The following is a 21,842-nucleotide window of genomic DNA, read 5'->3' as shown; positions in this document are numbered from 1 at the left end:
CGAGGGTGGCGTCGTATCTGGATCAGCCGTTGTGCGAGGCCTTTGCGGCGTCGGACTCGGGCAGGAACCAGTTGAGCAGCAGGGCGCAGATGCCGCCGGTGGCGACGCCGGACTCCAGCACGTTGCGGATGGCGTGGGGCATGTGCGCGAGGAACTCCGGCACCTGGGAGATGCCCAGGCCCAGTGCGAGGCTGACGGCGATGATCAGCAGCGCGCGACGGTCCAGGTGGGTGCCGGCGAGGATGTTGATGCCCGAGGCGGCGACCGCGCCGAACATCACCATCACCGCACCGCCAAGCACCGGCTCGGGAACGGCCTGGATCACCCCGGCAACGCTGGGGAACAGGCCCAGCACGATGAGCATCGCGGCGATCCACAGGCCGACGTGGCGGCTGGCGACGCCGGTCAGCTGGATCACGCCGTTGTTCTGCGCGAACACCGAGCTCGGGAAGGTGTTGAACAGCCCGGCCAGCAGCGAGTTGGCGCCGTTCACCAGCACGCCGCCCTTGATGCGCTGCATCCACAGCGGGCCTTCGACCGGTTGCTTGGAGATCTTGCTGGTGGCGGTGACGTCACCGATGGCTTCCAGCGAGGTCACCAGGTAGATCACCAGCATCGGGATGAACAGGCTCCAGGAGAAGCCCAGGCCGAAGTGCAGCGGCACCGGGACCTGGAAGGCCGGCGCCTCGTGCATGCCGGTGAAGTCCAGGCGGCCCAGGTAGCCGGCCAGCGCGTAGCCCACGGCCAGGGCGATGACGATGGCGCCGCTGCGCATCCACACCACCGGGATGCGGTTGAGGATGACGATGATCGCCAGCACCAGCCCGGACAGCATCAGGTTCTCGCCGTTGGCGAAGGTGCCGTTGGCCATGGCGGAGAAGCCGCCGCCCATGCTGATCAGGCCGACCTTGATCAGGGTGAGGCCGATCATCAGCACCACGATGCCGGTGACCAGCGGGGTGATCAGGCGCTTCACGAACGGCAGGATGCGCGACACCCCCATTTCCACGAAGGAGCCGGCCATGACCACGCCGAAGATCGCCGCCATCACCGCTTCCACCGGGGTGCCGTTCTTCACCATCAGCGCACCGCCGGCGATCAGCGGGCCGACGAAGTTGAAGCTGGTGCCCTGGACGATCAGGAGGCCCGCGCCGAACGGCCCGAAGCGCTTGCACTGGACGAAGGTGGCGATGCCGGAGATCACCAGCGACATCGACACGATCAGGTTGGTGTCGCGCGGCGACACGCCCAGCGCCTGGCAGATCAGCAGGCCGGGGGTGACGATGGGCACGATGATCGCCAGCAGATGCTGCAGCGCCGCGAGCCATGCGATGGGCAGGGCGGGGCGGTCTTCCAGGCCGTAGACCAGGTCGGGCTGGTTTTTGGCGGCGGACGGGTTCTCGAGGGAGCTCATGGGCGGCGGTCCGGGAAAAAAAGAGCGCGATTTTACTGGCCCGAGGCAGGATCGCACAGTGCCATGAGGCAAGTCGGGATGAATGGGGAACCTTGAGGTCCTACGACGCGTCTGCGCAGTGGCACCTCGGAGGTGTTCTCTCCGGAAAAAAGCGCCGAATTTTCAACTGACTGTGCGGACGTCTCTGAATGTTTTAACCCGTTGGCGTGACTTCACTGGAATGCATCCGGAGCCATCCAGGCCTCCGGCACAACCCTGAGGGACACGCTGATGGTTAAACAACAAGGTTTCACCCTGATCGAGTTGATGATCGTGGTCGCGATCATCGGAATTCTGGCTTCGGTTTCCCTGCCGCTGTATTCGGATTACTCGTCGCGCTCGAAGGCGGCAGCGGCGATAGCGGAGCTGTCCGCCGTGAAAACGTCTGTGGGGCTTTGCGTGACGGAAACGGGAAAGTCGGATGAGTGTGATAAGGGGGCGTATGGCATTCCGGCAACTGTCGCCACTGATAACGTCATTTCCTATGACGTAACGAAAGGGGTCATAAAAACTACGATCAGTGCGACCAATGCAGCTGGCAACAATCTCGAAATGACGATGACTCCGGAGATCAAGCCGGGTGCCGCCAATATCTCTTGGAAAGTGGAGGGGTCGATCTGCGATGCCGACCGCGGTATCAAGCCGGGGACCGGCGGGTGCGCCAAGACCGCGAAGGAGGGCTGATAGCCCGCTTTCGCTGTACATGAAAAAGCCCGGCATCCGCCGGGCTTTTTCTTACCGCTGCAAGGCTCAACCGTCCAGCAGAGACCTGTCGCGTACCGCGCCCTTGTCGGCGCTGGTGGCTAGCAGGGCGTAGGCCTTCAGCGCGGTGCTCACCTTGCGCGCGCGCGGCTGGGCCGGCTTCCAGCCCTTCTTGTCCTGTTCAGCGCGGCGGGCAGCCAGTTCTTCATCGCTCACCAGCAGGTTGATGCTGCGGTTGGGGATGTCGATCAGCACCTTGTCGCCATCCTGCACCAGGCCGATGGCGCCGCCTGCGGCAGCTTCCGGCGAGGCGTGGCCGATGGACAGGCCCGAGGTGCCGCCGGAGAAGCGGCCGTCGGTGAGCAGGGCGCAGGCCTTGCCCAGGCCCTTGGACTTCAGGTAGCTGGTCGGGTAGAGCATTTCCTGCATGCCCGGGCCGCCTTTCGGGCCTTCGTAGCGGATGATCACGATGTCGCCCGGCTTCACTTCGTCGGCGAGGATGCCCTTCACGGCGCTGTCCTGGCTTTCGAAGATCTTCGCGCGGCCTTCGAACACGTGGATGGACTCGTCCACGCCGGCGGTCTTCACCACGCAACCGTCGAGGGCGATGTTGCCGTACAGCACGGCCAGACCGCCTTCCTGGGAATAGGCGTGCTCGACGCTGCGGATGCAACCTTCGGCGCGGTCAGCGTCCAGGGTGTCCCAGCGCGTGCTCTGGCTGAAGGCGACCTGGGTCGGGATGCCGGCCGGGCCGGCCTTGAAGAAGGTGTGGACCTTCTCGTCCTGGGTCTGGGTGATGTCCCACTCGGCGATGGCGTCGGCCATGCTCGGGCTGTGTACGGTCGGTACGTCGGTGTGCAGCAGGCCGCCACGGGCCAGCTCGCCGAGGATGGAGAAGATGCCGCCGGCACGGTGCACGTCTTCCATGTGGTACTTCTGGATGTTCGGCGCCACCTTGCACAGCTGCGGCACCTTGCGCGACAGGCGATCGATGTCGCGCAGGTCGAAGGCGATCTCGGCCTCTTGCGCTGCGGCCAGCAGGTGCAGAATGGTGTTGGTCGAGCCGCCCATGGCGATATCCAGGGTCATGGCGTTCTCGAACGCCTTGAAGCTGGCGACGTTGCGCGGCAGCACGGAATCGTCGCCTTCGCCGTAGTAGCGCTGGCACAGCTCCACCGCCAGGCGGCCGGCGCGCAGGAACAGCTGCTCGCGGTCGGCGTGGGTGGCCAGGGTCGAGCCGTTGCCCGGCAGGGACAGGCCCAATGCTTCGGTCAGGCAGTTCATCGAGTTGGCGGTGAACATGCCGGAGCAGGAACCGCAGGTCGGGCAGGCGCTGCGCTCGTACTCGGCGACCTTCTCGTCGGAGCAGGAATCGTCGGCGGCGACCACCATCGCGTCCACCAGATCCAGGCCGTGGCTGGCCAGCTTGGTCTTGCCGGCTTCCATCGGGCCGCCGGAGACGAACACCACCGGGATGTTCAGGCGCAGGGCGGCCATCAGCATGCCGGGGGTGATCTTGTCGCAGTTGGAGATGCAGACGATGGCGTCGGCGCAGTGGGCGTTGACCATGTATTCCACGGAGTCGGCGATGATCTCGCGCGACGGCAGGGAATAGAGCATGCCGTCATGGCCCATGGCGATGCCATCGTCCACGGCGATGGTGTTGAATTCCTTGGCCACGCCGCCGTGTTTTTCGATCTCGCGGGCAACCAGCTGGCCCAGGTCCTTCAGGTGCACGTGGCCGGGCACGAACTGGGTGAAGGAGTTGGCGATGGCGATGATCGGCTTCTTGAAGTCTTCGTCCTTCATCCCGGTGGCACGCCAGAGGGCGCGGGCGCCGGCCATGTTGCGGCCGTGGGTGGAGGTTTTCGAGCGGTAATCGGGCATGACAGGTTCCTGCGCATCAGGTCACGGTGGGAGTCGATCCGGGGCTTCTATGCAGCGGCGTGCAGCGGGTAGGGCTGGCCGGCGAGACCTTGAACAGACTCTAAGTCGTATCGTGAGCGCGGTACGCACCGGATGCAAACAGCAGATGGCCTTGCATGGGCGAGGTCGGCGCAGGGCGTGGCGGGGTCACCGCCTGCTCGGCCGGGGCTCACAGGCCCGCCGGGGGATAAATGGCAGGAATTGCCCGATTCTACGCCGGGCCTTGCCGACAGGGAAAGGCTGGTGGTCGGTGTGTGGCATAGACTTTCGCCGCGCGGGCATGGTCTGAGTGATCACCGGCGTTTTTCCCGACCCGTTCGTTGAAGGAGCAACCCCCATGAAGCTCACCCGCATCGCTGTGCTCGCGGCTCTTTTTGCTGGCAGCGTGCATGCCTCGACCGATGAGGCCTGGCAGGCGCAGGACCAGCTGCAGCGCGAAGCCTGCCTGGCACTGAGCCATCTGCAGAACAAGAAGGTGCTGGGCTCGCCGGTGCTCTTCGATGACAGCGTGGGCTACACGGCGCTGATGATTGGCGGGACCTCTGTGCAGAAACACATGAAGGGCAAGCCGGGCCGCGAGCTGTGCCTGTTCGAGCGAAAGACCGGCAAGGCGGCGCTCAGCGAGGCAGATTCGCTGATGCCGATCCAGTGACGGCGCGGCGTCGTGTAAAGCGTAGGGCGCATGACGCCTCAGGCGTTATCCGCCCTTTCAACCGAGACGGCGGATAAGGCGTTCCGCTTTATGCGCTCTGCACGGGCGAGGGCGCGAGCCTTCGGCCATTCGCCGACATGAAAACGGGGCGCTTCCGTGAGGGAGCGCCCCGTTTTCCGTTGCCCTGATGCCTCAGCCGTTGGGCAGCAGGCGTACGGTCAGGCTCTTGATGTAGCGAGTCTCCGGGATCGCCAGGTGGACAGGGTGGTCCGGACCCTGGCCGCCGCGCTCGAGCAACTGGATGTTGCGGTCCAGGTGGCGGGCGCTGCCCAGCAGGATGTTCTGCAGGTCGTCCTCGGGCAGGTGCATGGAGCAGGAGGCGCTGACCAGGATGCCGTCCTTGGACAGCAGGCGCATGGCCTGTTCGTTGAGACGGCGGTAGGCGGCCTCGCCGTTCTTCAGGTCTTTCTTGCGCTTGATGAAGGCAGGCGGGTCGGCAACGATCACATCGAAGCGCTCGTCGGCGGCCTTCAGCTCGCGCAGGGCTTCGAACACGTCACCTTCGACGCAGGCGACCTTGTCGGCCACGCCATTCAGCGCGGCATTGCGCTCCACGCCATCAAGGGCAAAGCCGGAAGCGTCCACGCACATCACGTCGCTGGCGCCGAAGGCCGCGGCCTGGATGCCCCAGCCGCCGATGTAGCTGAACAGGTCGAGCACGCGCTTGCCCTGCACATAGGGCTGCAGGCGGGCGCGGTTCATGCGGTGGTCGTAGAACCAGCCGGTCTTCTGGCCGGCCAGCACCGGGGCTTCGAACTTCACGCCGTTCTCTTCCAGCGCGACCCATTCCGGGACTTCGCCGTAGGCGTTCGCCACGTAGCGCTCCAGGCCTTCGGCGTCACGGGCGCTGGAGTCGTTCTTCCACAGCACGGCGCTGGGCTTGAGTACCTGCAGGAGGGCGGCGAGCACGTCGTCGCGGTGCTTCTCCATGGTTGCCGAGGCGAGCTGGACCACCAGTACGTCGCCGAAACGGTCCACGACCAGGCCCGGCAGCAGGTCGGAGTCGCCGTAGACCAGGCGGTAGAAGGGCTTGTCGAACAGGCGCTCGCGCAGGCTGAGTGCGACGTTCAGGCGGTGAACCAGCAGGGATTTGTCGAGAACGTGCTTGGTGTCACGGGAAATCAGACGGGCGCAGATGAGGTTGTTCGGGCTCATCGCCACGATGCCCAGCGGCTTGCCGTTGGCCATTTCGAGGACGGCCTGTTCGCCGGCGCCGAATCCGTTCAGCGGGGTGGCGGCGACGTCCACCTCGTTGCTGTAGACCCACAGGTGGCCGGCGCGCAGGCGGCGCTCGGCGTTGGCTTTCAGACGCAGGCTGGGCAGGGTCATGGGAAGGGCTCCGGCAAAAGAGCGGGATTATAGCGCAGCGGCGTGCGCCGCCGGAGCGCGGTGCAGGTGCTTTTGATCGGCTGGCGCTGAGCAGGCGCGCCGGGCCTAAAGGTTCATCGCGCACAGCCGATGCAGCTTGATCGAAAGCCGCAGTTCCAGACGCCTCGGCTCTGGGTAAACTGTGCTCCCCGTCAACTTCGCCAGCGCGCCCAATGTCCCAAGAACTTTCCGCCGAACAGATCCGTCAGGCCCTGCAGGGCATCAGCGTGCCGCCGCAGCCGCAGATCATGGTTGACCTGCAGATGGAGCAGTTCATGCCCAACCCGGACCTGAAGGCGATCGCCAAGCTGATCAGCCAGGACCCGGGGCTTTCCGGCGCGCTGCTGAAGCTGGTGAACTCGCCATTCTTCGGCCTGGCCAACCGCATCACCTCCATCCAGCGCGCGGTCAACCTGCTGGGCAGCCGCTCGGTGATCAACCTGATCAACGCCCAATCGATCAAGGGCGAGATGTCCGATGCCACCATCGTCACCCTCAACCGTTTCTGGGACACCGCCCAGGACGTGGCCATGAGCTGCCTGACCCTGGCCAAGCGCATCGGTTACGAGTCGGTGGACGAGGCGTACGCGCTGGGCCTGTTCCACAACTGCGGCATCCCGCTGATGCTCAAGCGCTTCCCGCACTACATGGCGGTGCTGGAGGAGGCCTACGCCAGTGCCAGCGACGAGCGCCGCGTGGTGGATACCGAGAACCGCGTGCTGAACACCAACCATGCGGTGGTTGGCTATTTCACTGCCCGCTCCTGGCGCCTGCCGGAGCACGTCTGCGAGGCCATCGCCAACCACCACAATGCGCTGTCGATCTTCAGCGAAGACAACTCCCGCGATACCCAGCTGAAGAACCTGCTGGCGATCCTCAAGATGGCCGAGCACATCTGCGGCTCCTATCGTGTGCTGGGCAATCAGGACCAGGATCATGAATGGGAGAGCGTGCGCGCGGTGGTGCTGGACTACGTCGGGTTGACCGAGTACGACTTCGAGAACCTCAAGAGCAGCATTCTTGAGCTGGGTGTGGGGCAGGGGACCTACTGACCTGCCGTGCTTTGTAGGATGGGTGGAGCGCAGCGATACCCATGCGGTCGGTGCTCGGTCTGATGGGTATCGCTGCGCTCCACGCCATCCTACGGTCAGGGACTTAGGCGTTAAGCATGAAAAAGCCGGGCATCTGCCCGGCTTTTTCGTTCATCGTCGGCAATCAGTCGAGCATGTCGCTGAAGCGCTCGTCTTTCTTGTAGGCAATGGTCTGGCTGAAGCCGGGGATCTGGATGCCCTGGTCGCTGATCTCGATGGCCTGCTCGTCGATCATGTCGTTGCCGAAGTTGTAGATGATGTCGAAACGGCCCTGGGTTGCGGCTTCGTCGTACTGGCGGGCGGCAGCGCGGGTGGCTTCGCGGCGCGCCTGGTAGTCGGCAAAGGCGGCGTCCCCGTGGCGCTTGCGCAGCATCTTCTCGGTGATCGACGGGGACAGCAGTACGCCGGTGGCGTTGTTGCCGCCGAAGCCCTTGGAGTTGATGAAGCAGACTTCCAGATCTTCGCGGCGCACGTCGCTGTTGGACAGCGCGATATGGTCCTTGAAGACGTCGTCGGCGAATTTGTCCACGGTCTTGATGCCGGGGATGACGCCGTAGCGGAAGGTGCCCAAGGCGGAGATCAGCTGGTCGGCGCTGGCGGTGGCCAGGGAATGACCGACGAAGGCCTTCACCGCGGTGACCGGCCAGCCATCGATACCGAAGGCGGTGGCGACGCGGTCGAGGATTTCCGATTCGGTGACGCGGTTGGCCGGGGTGCTGGAGCCGTGGGCGTGGACGAAGCTGTGCTGGCGCACGCTCTTCTCGCCGACGATCTGCGCGGCGGCGGCCACGGCCTTGGCCATGGTCAGGTAGTTGCCCGGGCCGGGAGCGGAGATGGACTTCTTGAAGCCGTCGGCGTTGATGAACACATCCGGCACCGAGCCATGGATGTCGGCGCCCAGCTCCAGGGCCAGGGCGTCGTCCATCAGCACCACGTACTGCGCGGACTCGGCCAGGGAGAAGCCGCAGTTGTCGCCGAACGGACGGCTGGCGCGGCGGAAGTCGACGTCGTCGCGGCCTTCGATCAGGCGCAGGCCTTCCTCGGTGGCCAGCGCACCCATGGCGGCGTAGCCCTCGATGATCTCGGAGGTGATCGGCGCTTCGGCGTTGCCGACGATGGCCACGCGGGCCTGGCCGGTGGTGATGACGTCGATGCCTTTCTGCAGGTTGTACAGGAAGGTGGCGCAGGCGCCGGTGACGCTGCCGGTCATACCGACGCTGCCCAGCACGTAGGCGTTGATGAAGTCGGTGGGCATGCTGTTGAAGCCCAGCGGCAGCTGCTTGGCCGATACGCGGTGGCCGCGCAGGCGCGATTGCAGCAGGCCGCCGAAGCCGTTCTCGTCCAGTTGGCTCATGATGCTGCTGGAGAACACGGCGATTTCGTCAGGCTGTACGGCGTTGCTGATGGTCTGCCAGTCCAGGCCGGTGGAGCGCACCGCGTCGGTGGCGGCGACCACGGACATCTGCAGGCCGCGCGGGTGGAAGCGCGAGTTGTACAGCTCGCTCGGCTCGAAGCCGGTGGGCAGCTGGCCGGCGGACTTCACCGGCAGGGCGCGGTAGCTGTCGACCTTGAATTCGCAGCTGTCGTGCAGGGTGACGCGGACTTCGCCGCCTTCGAGCTCTTCCACCGACCAGTTGGCTGGTAGCGGCTCGGGCAGTTGCTTGCGCAGGGTGGTGAAGGTCACCGGGCTGCCTGCGGCGCTGACGGTCAGGCTCTTGTGGCAGTGCGCGGCATCGACGTCGAGGTATTGCAGCTCGATGCGGCGGATCAGGGTGGACTGGCGAATCTGCTGTTCGAAGCGCTGCTCGATGGCGGCCAGATCGAGGTTGTTGCCATCGGTGTCCTGGTATTGGCCGTCGACGACCTTGACCAGTTTCATCATCACCGCGAGGCCGGCGAGGGTTTCCTGGCGGGCAGCGGGCTCCATGGATTCGAGGACAGTACGGCGGAACCCATGGTGGAAGGAACTGCGGCCTGCCGCGTTATATCCACCAAAACCAACGATGACCGGTAGTCGAGACATCTCTCGGAAACTCCTTCAGCAAGTGCATCTTGCGCGCCGGACGACGGTGGCCCATGGCGGGGCTGCCCGGTGGCACAAAGCCAGGCGGTGGCTTGTAATGATTCGGAATGCTTTAGCTGACGAGGATGATGACCGCCGAGTCACGCTCGCGCCAGGATTTGACGGAAGAAGGCGACGAATTTCCGGGCAGATCGTGCAGGGACGTATGAATGAAAACGGGAGCCACAGAGGGCTCCCGTTTCTGACAGCAGGGGAAACTCAACGGTATTCGATGCCCGCTTTCTGGGTGCTGACGCGAGTGCCGGACTTGCCCTGGGTGATGGCAACGATGTTTTCCAGCGAGCCGATCACCGCGTCCTTGCCGGTGTTGCGGGCGAACTCCATGGCGGCCTGGACCTTCGGGCCCATGGAGCCGGCGGCGAAGCCAAGGCGCTCCAGTTCGTCCGGATGGGCCTGGGCGATGGCCTTCTGGGTCGGTTTGCCCCAGTCGATGTAGGCCGCGTCCACGTCGGTGGCGATGATCAGGATGTCAGCCGACAGTTCCTGGGCCAGCAGCGAGGAACACAGGTCCTTGTCGATCACCGCTTCGACGCCGGAGAGCTTCTTGCCGGATTCGTCGTACATGGTCGGGATGCCGCCGCCGCCCGCGCAGATGACGATGGTGCCTTTCTCCAACAGCCACTTGACCGGGCGGATCTCGAAGATGCGTTTCGGACGCGGGCTGGCCACGACGCGGCGGAACTTGTCACCGTCCGGGGCGATGCTCCAGCCTTTCTCCTTGGCGAGGCTCTCGGCCTCTTCCTTGGAGTAGACGGGGCCGATGGGCTTGGTCGGATTCTGGAAGGCCGGGTCCTTGGAGTCGACCTCGACCTGGGTGAGCAGGGTGGCGAACGGCACTTCGAACGGCAGCAGGTTGCCCATTTCCTGTTCGATCATGTAGCCGATCATGCCTTCGGTCTCGGCGCCCAGGACGTCCAGCGGGTAGGGGCTGACCTTCTCGTAGGCCGCACCCTGCAGGGCCAGCAGCCCGACCTGCGGGCCGTTGCCGTGGGCGATCACCAGCTCGTTGCCCGGGGCAACCTTGGCAATCTGTTCAGCCGCGATCCGTACGTTGGTGCGCTGGTTGTCGGCAGTCATGGGCTCGCCACGACGCAGCAGGGCATTGCCGCCCAATGCGACGACGATACGCATATTCAATTCCTCCGAAAGAGTGGAAACGCGCCCGGAGCCTGCGCGTGGCGCGGCTCCGGGGGCGGCCCGGCATTACATGTCGGCGAGGGTCGAAACGAGGATTGCCTTGATGGTGTGCATGCGGTTTTCCGCCTGCTCGAAGGCAATGTTGTAGGGGGATTCGAAGACGTCTTCGGTGACTTCGATGCCGTTCTTCAGGTTCGGGTACTGTTCGGCGATCTGCTTGCCGACCTTGGTCTCGCTGTTGTGGAAGGCGGGCAGGCAGTGCATGAACTTCACGCGCGGGTTGCCGGCGGCCTTCATCATGTCCATGTTGACCTGGTAGGGCAGCAGTTCCTTGATGCGCTCGCCCCAGGCTTCCACCGGCTCACCCATGGACACCCACACGTCGGTGTGGATGAAGTCCACGCCCTTGACCGCGACTTTCGGGTCTTCGGTGATGGTGATGCGGGCACCGCTTTCCTCGGCGAACTTCTTGCAGGCGGCGACGTGTTCGTCGGTCGGCCAGAGTTCCTTCGGTGCGGCGATGCGCACGTCCATGCCGAGCTTGGCGCCGATCAGCAGCAGGGAGTTGCCCATGTTGTTGCGGGCGTCGCCCAGGTAGGCGTAAGCGATCTCGTGCAGCGGCTTGTCGCTGTGCTCGCGCATGGTCAGCACGTCGGCCAGCATCTGGGTCGGGTGGTATTCGTCGGTCAGGCCGTTGAATACCGGTACGCCGGCGAACTTGGCGAGTTCTTCGACGATTTCCTGCTTGAAGCCGCGGTATTCGATGGCGTCGTACATGCGACCCAGGACGCGGGCAGTGTCCTTCATCGATTCCTTGTGACCGATCTGCGAGGAGTTCGGGTCGATGTAGGTGACGTTGGCGCCCTGGTCATAGGCGGCGACTTCGAAGGCGCAGCGGGTGCGGGTCGAGGTCTTTTCGAAGATCAGTGCAATGTTGTTGCCTTTCAGGTGCTGCTGCTCGGTACCGGTGTATTTGGCGCGTTTCAGGTCGCGGGACAGGTCGAGCAGGTAGCGCAACTCGCGAGTGCTGTGGTGCATCAGGCTGAGCAGGTTGCGGTTGTGCATATTGAAAGCCATGGTCTATCTCCTTGTGGGATTCGTTCTCGGCCCTCGTCAGTACAGCTCGTGGCTGGCGGGGCTGGCGGCCCTGGCTAGGGCCGCCACGTGAGGTGATTGCGCTCTGGTTGAGGTAGTCGCGTCTATCGGTATAGCGCGCGGATCAATAGTCGATCGGATCGCGGATGATCGGGCAGGTCATGCAGTGACCGCCGCCACGGCCCCGGCCCAGTTCGCCGGCGCTGATGGTGATGACTTCCACGCCAGCCTTGCGCAGCAGGGTGTTGGTGTAGGTGTTGCGGTCGTAGCCGACCACCACGCCCGGTTCCAGGCAGACCACGTTGTTGCCGTCATCCCACTGCTCGCGTTCGGCTGCGAAGCTGTTGCCGCCGGTTTCGACGACGCGCAGTTTCTTCAGGCCCAGGGACTCGGCGACGACGGTCATGAAGTCCTTGTCTTCGCGCTGGACGTTGATGCCGTAGGGGCTCTTCTCGTCAGGGCGCAGGATGAAGGGAACGATTTCTTTCACGACTTCAGGGAAGACGGTGACCAGGTCGCGGTCGCAGAAGGTGAAGACGGTGTCCAGGTGCATCGCGGCGCGGGACTTGGGCAGGCCGGCGACAATGACCTTCTCGGCAGCGCCCTTGGCGAACAGCGCCTGGGCGACCTGGCCGATGGCCTGGCGGGAGGAGCGTTCGCCCATGCCGATCAGGACGACGCCATTGCCGATGGGCATGACGTCACCACCTTCGAGGGTGGACATGCCGTGGTCCTTGTCCGGATCGCCGTACCAGACTTCGAATTCGGCGTTGGTGAATTCCGGGTGGAATTTGTAGATGGCGGTGGTCAGCAGGGTTTCCTGACGTCGCGCCGGCCAGTACATCGGGTTCAGGGTCACACCGCCGTAGATCCAGCAGGTAGTGTCACGGGTGAACTGAGTGTTGGGCAGCGGCGGCAGCAGGAAGCTGGAGTGGCCCAGGTAGTCGCGGTACATCTTCAGCGCCTTGGCGCCTTCGCTTTCCGGGATATCGTCGGCGGCCACGCCACCGATCAGGAATTCGGCCAGCTTGCGCGGCTCCAGGCTTTCCAGCCAGCCACGCAGTTCCTGGGTCAGACCGAGACCGACGCTGTCAGCGGTGATCTTGCGATCGAGAATCCATTTCAGGGCTTCGGGGTTCGCCACGATGTCGGTCAGCAGGTTGTGCATTTCCAGAACATCGATGCCGCGTTCACGCATCTTGGTGACGAAATCGAAGTGGTCGCGCTTAGCCTGGTTCACCCAGATAACGTCGTCGAACAGCAACTCGTCGCAGTTGCTCGGGGTCAGGCGTTGATGGGCGAGTCCGGGCGAGCAGACCATCACTTTGCGTAGTTTGCCAGCTTCAGAATGGACGCCAAGTTTGGTTTTTTCCGTGCTCATGAGATGTCTCCAGGAGTTACAGAGTGAGGAAGCCGTCGTAGAGGCCATAGGCCGCGATCAGTGCACCGATCACGACAACCGCGAAGATGAGCTTCTCGACATTGGTGAAGATGGGTTGACCCACTTCATGTTTCGCTTTGGCGAAGAGGATGACGCCGGGCGCATACAGCAGCGCCGACAGCAGCAGGTACTTCAGGCCACCCGCGTAGATCAGCCACACCGCGTAGAGAACCGAGATACCGGCGATGATCAGGTCTTTGCTGCGCTCGCCCGGATCGTTCTCGTAGGTCTCGCCCTTGACTGCCAGCAGCAGGCCGTAAGCGGCGGACCAGAAGTACGGGACCAGGATCATCGAGGTCGCCAGCAGCAGCATCTTGGTGTACGGGTCCATGCCGTTCGGGTCACCGGAGGTGAAGAAGGTGATCACCAGGAAGACCTGTACGCAGATGTTGGTCAGCCAGAGGGCATTGGCCGGCACCTGGTTGGCGTTCTCCTTGCGGAGGAACTCCGGCATGGTGTGGTCCTTGGCGGCGGCGAACATGATCTCGGCGCACAGCAGGACCCAGGAGAGCAGGGCACCCAGCAGGGAGATCAGCAGACCGACGCTGATCAGGACAGCGCCCCAGTGACCGACCACATGCTCCAGCACCAGCGCCATCGACGGGTTCTGCAGCTTGGCCAGTTCCGGTTGGGTCATCACGCCCATGGACAGTACGTTCACCAGCACCAGCAGCAGCAGGACGGTGATGAAGCCGATCACGGTGGCCTTACCGACATCCGAACGTTTTTCCGCGCGGGAGGAGAAGATGCTCGCGCCCTCGATACCGATGAACACCCAGACGGTGACCAGCATCATGTTGCGCACCTGGTTCATCACGCTGCCCAGGTCAGGGTTGCTCTTGCCCCAGATGTCGGCGGTGAAGATGTCCAGCTTGAAGGCGAACAGGCAGATCAGGATGAACAGGAACAGCGGGACGATCTTCGCCACCGTGGTGACGGTGTTGATGAACGCTGCTTCCTTGATCCCGCGCAGCACCAGGAAGTGCAGGGCCCACAAGAGGACCGACGCGCAGACGATTGCCGCGACGGTGTCGCCCTTGCCGAAGATCGGGAAGAAGTAGCCCAGGGTACTGAACAGCAGGAGGAAGTAGCCGACGTTGCCGAGCCAGGCGCTGATCCAGTAACCCCAGGCCGAGGAGAAGCCCATGTAGTCGCCGAAACCGGCCTTGGCGTAGGCGTACACCCCGCCGTCGAGCTGGGGCTTGCGGTTGGCCAGGGTCTGGAAGACGAAGGCCAGGGTCAGCATGCCGACCGCGGTGATGGCCCAACCGATGAGAATGGCGCCGACGTCTGCACTGGCTGCCATGTTTTGTGGCAGGGAGAAAATGCCCCCGCCGATCATGGAACCTACGACCAGCGCTGTCAGCGCGCCGAGTCGTAGTTTTTGGCTGCTTTCTTGCGACATTTAGGAATCTCCCTATAGGAAGTTGGAGAGTGAGGCTATTAGGCGCTTGTCCCCGGAGGGCGCCCCTGATTCAGGTCAATAGCTTGCTATCCAATGTATCGGGCAGTACTTCCTGCTCTGCCCACCCCGCATAAACCATAGGAGAGGTTTTGCATTAGCGCCCGATTTAGAGGGGATTTCGTGAAGATTTGAGCGCGGTTTCATGACCGCGGAATGGCAGGCGAAAACGCAGGTCCGCGTCGCGCGTGCGGTCGCGCCTGATTCGCAGGTGCACGCAAACGTAGGAGCGTTATGTAGGAGTGTCCTGAACGAGGGGCAGGAGGGGGAAATTGGCCGGGGCAGGATCGCTGCACCCGGCGATGCGCCTGTCGAATCGAAGGCGCGAGATGGCAAGAAGCCCGAAGGACACCGCCGGGTTCGTGGCCTGGCGGGCGCAACGTGGAGGGCACGTCGCGAGATGTGCTGCACAAGGCAATCGCACCCGTGTCGCAGAGCAAGGTGTGTGCCAGGGCTGAAGACTACGTCAGAGCTGCTCTGCAGCGCTGTTTGCCCTCGGTAGTCGTCCCCGGCTATCGGCGGATTTCTGCTCAGATATCGCTGTCGTCGGCGGAATTTCCGCCACTGCCAGAGAACAGCAGCCCATGCTTGCGCAATTTGTCGTGCAAGGTTTTGCGCGGCACGCCCAGCGCTTCGGCAAGACTGCGCAGGGAGTTGTGCGGGCGGCTCATTTCGGCGGCGATCAGCGAGCGCTCGAAGGATTCCACCTGCTCATTCAACCCAGCGCCGGGAGTGGTAGCCGTGGCCTGCCCGTGGCTTTCGTCCAGTCCCAGGTCCAGGCCGAGCGCGTAGCGTTCCGCGGCGTTCTGCAGCTCGCGGACATTGCCCGGCCAGCCGTGGGCCAGCAGTTGCGCGCGCTGCGTCGAGTCCAGCGGACGTGCGCTCAGGCCATGGCGCTGTGCGCCGCGTTCGGCGAAATGTTGAAACAAAAGCAGTATGTCATCGCCCCGCTCGCGCAATGGAGGAATACGGAGGCTGGCCACATTCAAGCGGTAGTAGAGGTCGGCGCGGAAGCGGCCTTCATCGGAGGCCAGGCGCAGGTCTTCCTTGGTCGCCGCGATGATACGGATATCCAGCGGGATGAGCTGGTTGGAACCCAGACGTTCGACGGTGCGCTCCTGCAACAGGCGCAGCAGTTTCACCTGTACGTCCAGGCTCATGCTCTCGATCTCGTCGAGGAACAGCGTGCCGCCGTTGGCGAACTCGAACTTGCCGATGCGGCGCTTCTGCGCTCCGGTGAAGGCGCCCTGCTCGTGGCCGAAGAGTTCGCTCTCCACCACAGACTCGGCCAGAGCGCCGGCGTTGATGGCGACGAAGGGGCCGTTGCGGCGGCTCGACAGGTCGTGCAGGGCGCGGGCAACCACTTCCTTGCCCGAGCCGGTTTCACCCAGAACCAGTACGTCTGCCTGAATCGCTGCGAGTGAGGCGACCTGCTGCTGCAGACGCTGCATCGGCGCGGACTGGCCGACCAGGCGGCCGCGAACTTCCTTCTGCTCGGTCAGCGCCAGGCGCAGGCTGCGGTTCTCCAGCACCAGCCGGCGCACGTCGAGCGCGCGGCGTACGCTGTCCAGCAGCGCATCACTGGGGAAGGGCTTCTCGAGAAAGTCGTAGGCGCCCGAGCGCATGGCCTTCACGGCTAGCGGCACATCGCCATGGCCGGTCACCAGGATCACCGGTAATTCGGAATCCTGCGCGTGCAGTTGCTCCAGCAGCTGCAGCCCATCGATGCCCGGCATGCGGATGTCACTGACGATCACTCCCGGCCAGTCGCGAGCCTGCTGTGGATCGACCTGCCGCGCATCGCCCAGGGCCACCACCTTGAATCCGGCGAGGTCGAGGGTCTGGCAGAGCGCCTGGCGCAGGTGCGGGTCGTCATCGATCAGCAGCACCTGGGTGGTGGAGTCGAACGGCTCGGCCGAACTCATGCGCGGGTTTCCTCTTGCGGCGTCAGGGTCACACCGGGGATACCCGGCAACAGGTGCAATTGTACGAGAGCGCCACCCTCAGGGTGATTGCCCAATTCAAGATGTCCGCCCAGCGTGCGCAACAAGGTGTCGCAGATGGCCAGGCCCAGGCCCAGGCCTTTAGCGCTGGTCTTGGTGGTGAAGAACGGCTCGCGCGCGTGGGCCAGGGCCTCTTCGGAGAAGCCGGGGCCGTTATCGCGTAACGACAGGATGATGCGGTCGGGCGTCTGCTCGGCAGTCAGCCAGATGCGCCGCGGCAGGCCCTTCTCGGTCAGGGCATCGAGGGCGTTGGAAATCAGGTTGGAGAGGATCTGCCGCAGCCGCGTCTCACCCGCCTGCACCCAGATCGCCGCATCCGGCAGGTCACGCAGCAATTCCACGTTCATCGCCTGGCGACGCGGCGCCACCAGCGCCAGGGCATCGTTGATCGCCGGCTGCAGCGCCACGTTTTCCGGCGCGCGCCGGGCGCCGCGGGCATAGGCCTTGAGGTGGCCGATGATCGAGGCCATACGCCCGGTCAGTTCGCCGATCTGTTGCAGGTTTCCTCGGGCGTCGTCGTAACGCTCGTGATCGAGCAGTACGCGGGCGTTGTCGGCGTAACTGCGGATCGCCGCCAGGGGCTGGTTGAGTTCGTGGCTGATGCTGGCGGACATGGTGCCCAGTGCGGTGAGCTTGCCGGCCTGCACTACTTCATCCTGGGCGTGCATCAGCTCGCGCTGGGCCTGCTCGCGGTTGCTGACTTCCTCCTGCAGACGGGTGTTGGCGCCCTCAAGTTCCTGGGTGCGCTCCTGCACACGTAGCTCAAGTTCGTGCTTGGCTTGGGCCTCGAGGGCGATGCGTTCGAGGTAATGGCGGCGGCTGATTGTCAGCAGCGATAGCAGCAGAAGCAGGGCGACCAGGGTGGCGGCACCGATCAGAACGACGCTGCGCACGGGCGCGTCGACCTGGGTGCGTGGGGTGTAGATGCTCACCGTCCAGCCGGTTTCCGGCAGGTGGCGGCTCTGGCTGATCCAGCGGCGCTGGTCGATCTTCAGCGGTGCCGGGTGCAGCACCGGATAGGGAATGTTCTCGGCGATCTCGCGTTGTTTGGCGGGCGAAAGCTCTTTCGCAGTGTGAAAGCGCCATGCGTTGCTGGAGGAAAGAATGACGACACCGTTTGAGTCCATCACCAGCAACTGCTCCGGCGTATTCCCCCAGAGCTGCTCCATGTGTTCGAGGTCGACCTTCACCACCAGCACGCCAAGCAGTTTTCCGCTGTCGCGTATGTCGCTGGCGAAGTAATAGCCGCGTCGCTTTGAGGTGGTGCCCAGGCCGAAGAAGCGGCCTTGCCGGCCTTGGGTCGCTTCCTTGTAATAGGGACGGAAGGAGAAATTGCGGCCGACGAAGCTGTCCGGCTGATCCCAGTTGGACGCGGCGTGGGTCATGCCATCTGCCTGGATCAGGTAGATGACGTCGGCGCCGGTGCGCCCGCGGATACGCTGCAGCTCCAGGTTGGCCGCGTTCTGTGCCGTCAGACTTTGCGGGGATTGCAGCGCGGCACGCAGGGTCGGCAGCTCACCGAGGATCGGAGGCAGGTCCTCGTAGCGGCGCAGCGTGCCGAGCAGGTTGGCGACGTAGAGGTCGAGAGTTTGCTGGTTCTGCTGGGCGATTTGTTCGCTGTAGTAGCGCTCGGCGAGGTGGTGCAGGGGCCAGAGCAGCGGCGCCAGCAGAAGCATGAGAAGGGCCAGCGAGCGCCAGCGGGTGAGGTGAAGGTTCAAGTCGGCATACATCGCTTGGGGGCGTATTCGCTGTGGATGCTACACCGATCAGCGCCGGGTAGGCTGCATCCGGTGGACCGCTCAGTGCGCCCTGCGCTATCCAGATGCTGTCGACGTCCATTGGGGCTCGCTCTGGGCAACTGTGTTTCGAGGACTCAGTCGAAAAGTTCGGCTTCCGCCAGACGACGCCCTTCGCGGTCCTTCCCGGACAGTGCCGGCTCTGTATCGAGAGGCCAGTCGATGGCGAGTTCCGGGTCGTTCCAGGCGATGCAGCGCTCATGCTCCGGCGCCCAGAAGTCTGTGGTCTTGTAGAGGAACTCGGCACTTTCGCTGAGCACCAGAAAGCCGTGGGCGAAACCTTCGGGAATCCACATCTGCAGCTTGTTCTCCTCGCTGAGGAGCTGGCCGACCCATTTGCCGAAGGTGGGTGAGCTGCGGCGCAGGTCCACGGCGACATCGAACACTTCACCCCGGACGACACGCACCAGTTTTCCCTGAGGCTGGCGGATCTGGTAGTGCAGCCCGCGCAATACGCCACGGGATGAGCGGGAGTGGTTGTCCTGGACGAAATTTACCTTGCGGGCAATCGCTTGCTCGAATTTCTGCTGGTTGTAGCTTTCGAAGAAGAAGCCACGGCTGTCGCCGAAGACCTGAGGTTCGACTATCAGAATATCGGGAATGGTCAATGGAATGACTTTCATCGGTAGACCGTTTGAGTCAGAAGGCACTGGAGATATAGACCGTACCCGCTTTTGGCCAGCGGAGCGGCCAGGCACTGCAGGTCTTCGGGGGTGATCCAGCCCTGACGGAAGGCAATCTCTTCCGGGCACGCCACCTTGAGCCCCTGCCGGTTTTCCAGGGTGGCTATGAATTGGCTGGCCTCGAGCAACGACTCATGGGTGCCGGTGTCCAGCCAAGCATAGCCGCGGCCCATGATTTCCACCGACAGTTCGTCCTGCTCCAGGTAGGCACGGTTGACATCGGTTATTTCCAGTTCGCCGCGTGCGGAGGGGCGCAGGCTCTTGGCGATTTCGACGACACGCTGGTCATAGAAATACAGTCCTGTCACGGCATAGCTGGATTTTGGCTGGGTGGGTTTTTCTTCCAGGCTGATAGCCTTGCCGCGCGCATCGAACTCCACGACGCCGTAACGTTCGGGGTCATACACGTGGTAAGCGAAGACGGTGGCGCCGCTTTTCTGCTGCATGGCGCTGGCCAGGAGCTCCTGCAGGTGGTGGCCGTGGTAGATGTTGTCCCCCAGTATCAGGGCGCAAAGGTCGTTGCCGATGAACTCCTTTCCGATCAGGAGCGCCTGCGCCAGTCCGTCCGGCGAAGGTTGCACCGCATACTGCAAGTTCAGGCCCCACTGGTTTCCGTCGCCGAGTAGTTGCTGGAAACGCGGAGTGTCCTGGGGCGTAGATATGACCAGAATCTCGCGGATGCCCGCCAGCATCAGTGTGCTCAGCGGGTAATAGATCATCGGCTTGTCGTACACCGGCAGCAGTTGTTTGGATATGGCCAATGTTGCAGGGTGCAACCGAGTGCCCGAGCCCCCGGCGAGAATAATGCCTTTGCGCATCATGCGAGTTTTTCTCCTCTCAGCTCGACCAGCATTCGCTTCAAGTGAGTTTCCCAGGCGGGTAGCGCGAGGCCGAAGTTTGTCCGCAGCTTATGGGTATCGAGTCGAGAGTTGTGGGGACGCGTCGCGGGGAGCGGATACTCCCGGGTCGGAATCGGCAGCACCCGCCCCGGCAAGGTGCGCAGTGAGAATCCCAGGTGGGCGGCTTGTTCGATTACGAAGCAGGCGTAGCCGTGCCAACTGACCGCACCATCGGCTGTCAGGTGATAAATACCGGCGAGCGATGGTGCGTCATGGCGAAGGCGTAATTGAGAGAGCGCCTGAGCGGTGACGTCGGCAATCAGTTCGGCGCTGGTAGGAGCGCCGACTTGATCGTCAATCACGCGCAATTCGTCCCGATCTGCCGCAAGACGCAGCATAGTCTTGGCGAAGTTCGCTCCGCGGGCGGCATAGACCCAACTGGTGCGGAAGATCAGGTGGCGGCAGCCGCTGCGCAGGATTGCCTGCTCGCCTTCCAGCTTGGTCTGTCCGTAGACGCTGAGCGGGCCGGTCGGATCGTCCTCGCGAAAGGGCTCGCTGCCGCTGCCGTCGAACACATAGTCAGTGGAGTAGTGCACGAGCCACGCATCGAGCTCGCCGGCGAGCTCAGCCAACAGACCGACGGCCTCGGCGTTCACGCGACGTGCCCGGTCGATGTCGGCTTCCGCCTTGTCGACCGCGGTGTAGGCGGCAGCGTTCACGATGATCGAGGGACGCTTCGCGCTTACCAGAGCATGCAGGCCCGCCAAGTCCTCCAGGTTGCCTCGCTGGCGATCACAGACGATCAGTCGTCCGAGAGGCGCCAGGGCACGCTGCAATTCCCAGCCGACCTGGCCATTGGCTCCGAGGATTAGGATGTCGCTCATGAGTACTGTTTGCTCAGCCATTCACGATAGGCCCCGCTGGCGACGCTTTCGACCCAGGCCTGATTGTCGAGATACCAACGGACGGTTTTGGCAATACCGGTTTCAAAGGTTTCCGCAGGTTTCCAGCCAAGCTCACGTTCCAGCCGGGTGGCGTCGATGGCATAGCGGCGGTCATGGCCGGGGCGGTCCTTGACGAAGCTGATCTGCTGGCGGTAGCTGCGGCCATCGTTGCGTGGAGACTCCTGATCGAGGGTGTCACAGATATGGTGCACTACGTCCAGATTGGACTTCTCATTCCAGCCGCCGACATTGTAGGTTTCGCCGGGCAAACCGGATTCCAGTACGCGCCGGATGGCACTGCAATGATCCTTCACGTACAGCCAATCCCGAATCTGCTGGCCATCTCCATAAATGGGCAAGGCCTCACCGGCGAGCGCATTGCGGATGACCAGTGGGATCAGTTTTTCCGGGAAGTGATACGGGCCATAGTTATTCGAGCAGTTGGTGGTCAGGACCGGAAGACCATAGGTGTGATGATAGGCACGGACCAAATGGTCGGATGCAGCCTTGGATGCCGAATATGGGCTATTGGGCTGGTAAGGATGGTTCTCGGTGAAGGCTGGTGAATCCGGCTCCAGCGAGCCGTAGACTTCATCGGTGGAAACGTGCAGGAAGCGGAATTCGCTCTTGCGCGGGGCGCCCTCTGTACTCCAGTAGGCGCGAACGGCTTCCAGAAGGTGGAAAGTGCCGACCACATTGGTCTGGATAAAGTCTTCTGGGCCGAGAATGGATCGATCCACATGCGACTCGGCGGCGAAATTCAGCACGGCACGAGGCTGATACTGTGCCAGGAGTCTGGCAATCAGCTCGGTATCGCTGATATCGCCCTGTACAAAGATGTGGCGTGCGTCGCCGTCGAGGCTGGCCAGATTCGCTCGATTGCCGGCGTAGGTCAGCTTGTCCAGGCTGACTACGGACTCGTCATGCCCAGCGAGCCAGTCCAGTACAAAGTTTGAGCCGATGAAGCCGGCACTGCCGGTAACCAGAATCGTCATGGTGTCACAGCCTCTGAATGAGCGTTGCGGCAAAAGGTCTTGGGATGCCGGGAAGCGTCTGTCGGTGTTCATCCGACGGTTCGATCCGTACGGCGGAGTGGCCACAACGCGA

17 protein-coding genes are annotated in these 21,842 nt (G+C 63.4%); 3 read left to right on the top strand and 14 right to left on the bottom strand.

The features are described from left to right. Positions 1-22: 22 nt before the first annotated feature. Positions 23-1,414, bottom strand: coding sequence for a uracil-xanthine permease family protein (locus MJ122_RS26960; RefSeq protein WP_239746811.1), 1,392 nt, complete (start codon positions 1,412-1,414; stop codon positions 23-25). Between the two features lie 270 nt (positions 1,415-1,684). Between MJ122_RS26960 and MJ122_RS26950 the strand changes: the two genes are divergently transcribed. Continuing rightward, positions 1,685-2,137 (top strand): prepilin-type N-terminal cleavage/methylation domain-containing protein, encoded by a 453-nt coding sequence (locus MJ122_RS26950; RefSeq protein ID WP_275590841.1) that lies wholly within the window; start codon positions 1,685-1,687, stop codon positions 2,135-2,137. Between the two features lie 66 nt (positions 2,138-2,203). Here the strand turns inward: MJ122_RS26950 and ilvD are convergent, their stop codons facing one another. Beyond that, on the bottom strand, positions 2,204-4,042 hold the full coding sequence (gene ilvD / locus MJ122_RS26945; protein ID WP_239746810.1) for a dihydroxy-acid dehydratase: 1,839 nt from the start codon (positions 4,040-4,042) through the stop codon (positions 2,204-2,206). A 376-nt stretch (positions 4,043-4,418) separates the two neighbouring features. Here ilvD and MJ122_RS26940 point away from each other — a divergent pair, with 376 nt between their 5' ends. Further along, positions 4,419-4,733, top strand: coding sequence for a hypothetical protein (locus MJ122_RS26940; RefSeq protein ID WP_239746809.1), 315 nt, complete (start codon positions 4,419-4,421; stop codon positions 4,731-4,733). Positions 4,734-4,925: 192 nt separating this feature from the next. Here MJ122_RS26940 and MJ122_RS26935 read toward each other — a convergent pair whose 3' ends face one another. Next, positions 4,926-6,122 (bottom strand): class I SAM-dependent rRNA methyltransferase, encoded by a 1,197-nt coding sequence (locus MJ122_RS26935; RefSeq protein WP_088420157.1) that lies wholly within the window; start codon positions 6,120-6,122, stop codon positions 4,926-4,928. A 266-nt stretch (positions 6,123-6,388) separates the two neighbouring features. Between MJ122_RS26935 and MJ122_RS26930 the strand changes: the two genes are divergently transcribed. Continuing rightward, positions 6,389-7,213, top strand: a complete 825-nt coding sequence (locus MJ122_RS26930; RefSeq protein WP_088420424.1) for an HDOD domain-containing protein — start codon at positions 6,389-6,391, stop codon at positions 7,211-7,213. A 163-nt stretch (positions 7,214-7,376) separates the two neighbouring features. On the opposite strand, the gene MJ122_RS26925 is transcribed toward MJ122_RS26930, so the two are convergent. The 11 genes from MJ122_RS26925 to rfbB all read right to left on the bottom strand — a co-directional run bounded on the left by MJ122_RS26925 (position 7,377) and on the right by rfbB (position 21,730). After that, positions 7,377-9,275 (bottom strand): beta-ketoacyl synthase, encoded by a 1,899-nt coding sequence (locus MJ122_RS26925; protein WP_239746808.1) that lies wholly within the window; start codon positions 9,273-9,275, stop codon positions 7,377-7,379. 258 nt (positions 9,276-9,533) lie between these two features. Continuing rightward, positions 9,534-10,466 carry a carbamate kinase gene (gene arcC, locus MJ122_RS26920; RefSeq protein WP_088420161.1) on the bottom strand — a complete coding sequence of 311 codons (933 nt, stop codon included), beginning with the start codon at positions 10,464-10,466 and terminating at the stop codon, positions 9,534-9,536. A gap of 72 nt (positions 10,467-10,538) precedes the next feature. Beyond that, entirely contained in the window at positions 10,539-11,549 is a 1,011-nt protein-coding gene (locus MJ122_RS26915) for an ornithine carbamoyltransferase (protein ID WP_088420163.1), read from the bottom strand. Between the two features lie 142 nt (positions 11,550-11,691). Then, positions 11,692-12,948, bottom strand: a complete 1,257-nt coding sequence (arcA, locus tag MJ122_RS26910) for an arginine deiminase (protein WP_088420165.1) — start codon at positions 12,946-12,948, stop codon at positions 11,692-11,694. A gap of 16 nt (positions 12,949-12,964) precedes the next feature. Beyond that, positions 12,965-14,413, bottom strand: a complete 1,449-nt coding sequence (arcD, locus tag MJ122_RS26905; RefSeq protein WP_088420167.1) for an arginine-ornithine antiporter — start codon at positions 14,411-14,413, stop codon at positions 12,965-12,967. Positions 14,414-15,000: 587 nt separating this feature from the next. Beyond that, on the bottom strand, positions 15,001-16,395 hold the full coding sequence (gene dctD, locus MJ122_RS26900; protein ID WP_239746807.1) for a two-component system response regulator DctD: 1,395 nt from the start codon (positions 16,393-16,395) through the stop codon (positions 15,001-15,003). After that, positions 16,392-18,203, bottom strand: a complete 1,812-nt coding sequence (locus MJ122_RS26895; protein WP_239746806.1) for a sensor histidine kinase — start codon at positions 18,201-18,203, stop codon at positions 16,392-16,394. The genes dctD and MJ122_RS26895 overlap by 4 nt, the downstream gene beginning before the upstream one ends. Before the next feature lie 143 nt (positions 18,204-18,346). Then, a complete protein-coding gene (rfbC, locus tag MJ122_RS26890; protein ID WP_239746805.1) occupies positions 18,347-18,892 on the bottom strand; it encodes a dTDP-4-dehydrorhamnose 3,5-epimerase in 546 nt (181 codons plus the stop codon). Further along, positions 18,889-19,773 (bottom strand): glucose-1-phosphate thymidylyltransferase RfbA, encoded by an 885-nt coding sequence (rfbA, locus tag MJ122_RS26885; RefSeq protein ID WP_239746803.1) that lies wholly within the window; start codon positions 19,771-19,773, stop codon positions 18,889-18,891. The genes rfbC and rfbA overlap by 4 nt, the downstream gene beginning before the upstream one ends. Beyond that, complete coding sequence (gene rfbD, locus MJ122_RS26880) at positions 19,770-20,675, bottom strand: dTDP-4-dehydrorhamnose reductase (RefSeq protein ID WP_239746801.1); 906 nt, start codon at positions 20,673-20,675, stop codon at positions 19,770-19,772. The genes rfbA and rfbD overlap by 4 nt, the downstream gene beginning before the upstream one ends. Then, positions 20,672-21,730, bottom strand: a complete 1,059-nt coding sequence (rfbB, locus tag MJ122_RS26875) for a dTDP-glucose 4,6-dehydratase (protein ID WP_239746799.1) — start codon at positions 21,728-21,730, stop codon at positions 20,672-20,674. The genes rfbD and rfbB overlap by 4 nt, the downstream gene beginning before the upstream one ends. Positions 21,731-21,842 lie beyond the last annotated feature (112 nt).

It is taken from the genome of Pseudomonas sp. DP-17, assembly GCF_022380625.1.
In the GTDB taxonomy this organism is placed as follows: domain Bacteria; phylum Pseudomonadota; class Gammaproteobacteria; order Pseudomonadales; family Pseudomonadaceae; genus Pseudomonas; species Pseudomonas nitroreducens_A.
The sequence above is the reverse complement of the archived record's forward strand: the minus strand, read 5'-3'. Positions and strand labels throughout refer to the sequence as shown.

Coding starts and splice junctions, on each gene's coding strand:
- arcC (WP_088420161.1), bottom strand. CDS start 10,466: ATGCGTATCGTCGTCGCATTGGGCGGCAATGCCCTGCTGCGTCGTGGC.
- ilvD (WP_239746810.1), bottom strand. CDS start 4,042: ATGCCCGATTACCGCTCGAAAACCTCCACCCACGGCCGCAACATGGCC.
- MJ122_RS26950 (WP_275590841.1), top strand. CDS start 1,685: ATGGTTAAACAACAAGGTTTCACCCTGATCGAGTTGATGATCGTGGTC.
- MJ122_RS26895 (WP_239746806.1), bottom strand. CDS start 18,203: ATGTATGCCGACTTGAACCTTCACCTCACCCGCTGGCGCTCGCTGGCC.
- MJ122_RS26925 (WP_239746808.1), bottom strand. CDS start 9,275: ATGTCTCGACTACCGGTCATCGTTGGTTTTGGTGGATATAACGCGGCA.
- MJ122_RS26935 (WP_088420157.1), bottom strand. CDS start 6,122: ATGACCCTGCCCAGCCTGCGTCTGAAAGCCAACGCCGAGCGCCGCCTG.
- dctD (WP_239746807.1), bottom strand. CDS start 16,395: ATGAGTTCGGCCGAGCCGTTCGACTCCACCACCCAGGTGCTGCTGATC.
- MJ122_RS26940 (WP_239746809.1), top strand. CDS start 4,419: ATGAAGCTCACCCGCATCGCTGTGCTCGCGGCTCTTTTTGCTGGCAGC.
- rfbC (WP_239746805.1), bottom strand. CDS start 18,892: ATGAAAGTCATTCCATTGACCATTCCCGATATTCTGATAGTCGAACCT.
- MJ122_RS26960 (WP_239746811.1), bottom strand. CDS start 1,414: ATGAGCTCCCTCGAGAACCCGTCCGCCGCCAAAAACCAGCCCGACCTG.
- rfbD (WP_239746801.1), bottom strand. CDS start 20,675: ATGAGCGACATCCTAATCCTCGGAGCCAATGGCCAGGTCGGCTGGGAA.
- arcD (WP_088420167.1), bottom strand. CDS start 14,413: ATGTCGCAAGAAAGCAGCCAAAAACTACGACTCGGCGCGCTGACAGCG.
- rfbA (WP_239746803.1), bottom strand. CDS start 19,773: ATGATGCGCAAAGGCATTATTCTCGCCGGGGGCTCGGGCACTCGGTTG.
- MJ122_RS26915 (WP_088420163.1), bottom strand. CDS start 11,549: ATGGCTTTCAATATGCACAACCGCAACCTGCTCAGCCTGATGCACCAC.
- arcA (WP_088420165.1), bottom strand. CDS start 12,948: ATGAGCACGGAAAAAACCAAACTTGGCGTCCATTCTGAAGCTGGCAAA.
- rfbB (WP_239746799.1), bottom strand. CDS start 21,730: ATGACGATTCTGGTTACCGGCAGTGCCGGCTTCATCGGCTCAAACTTT.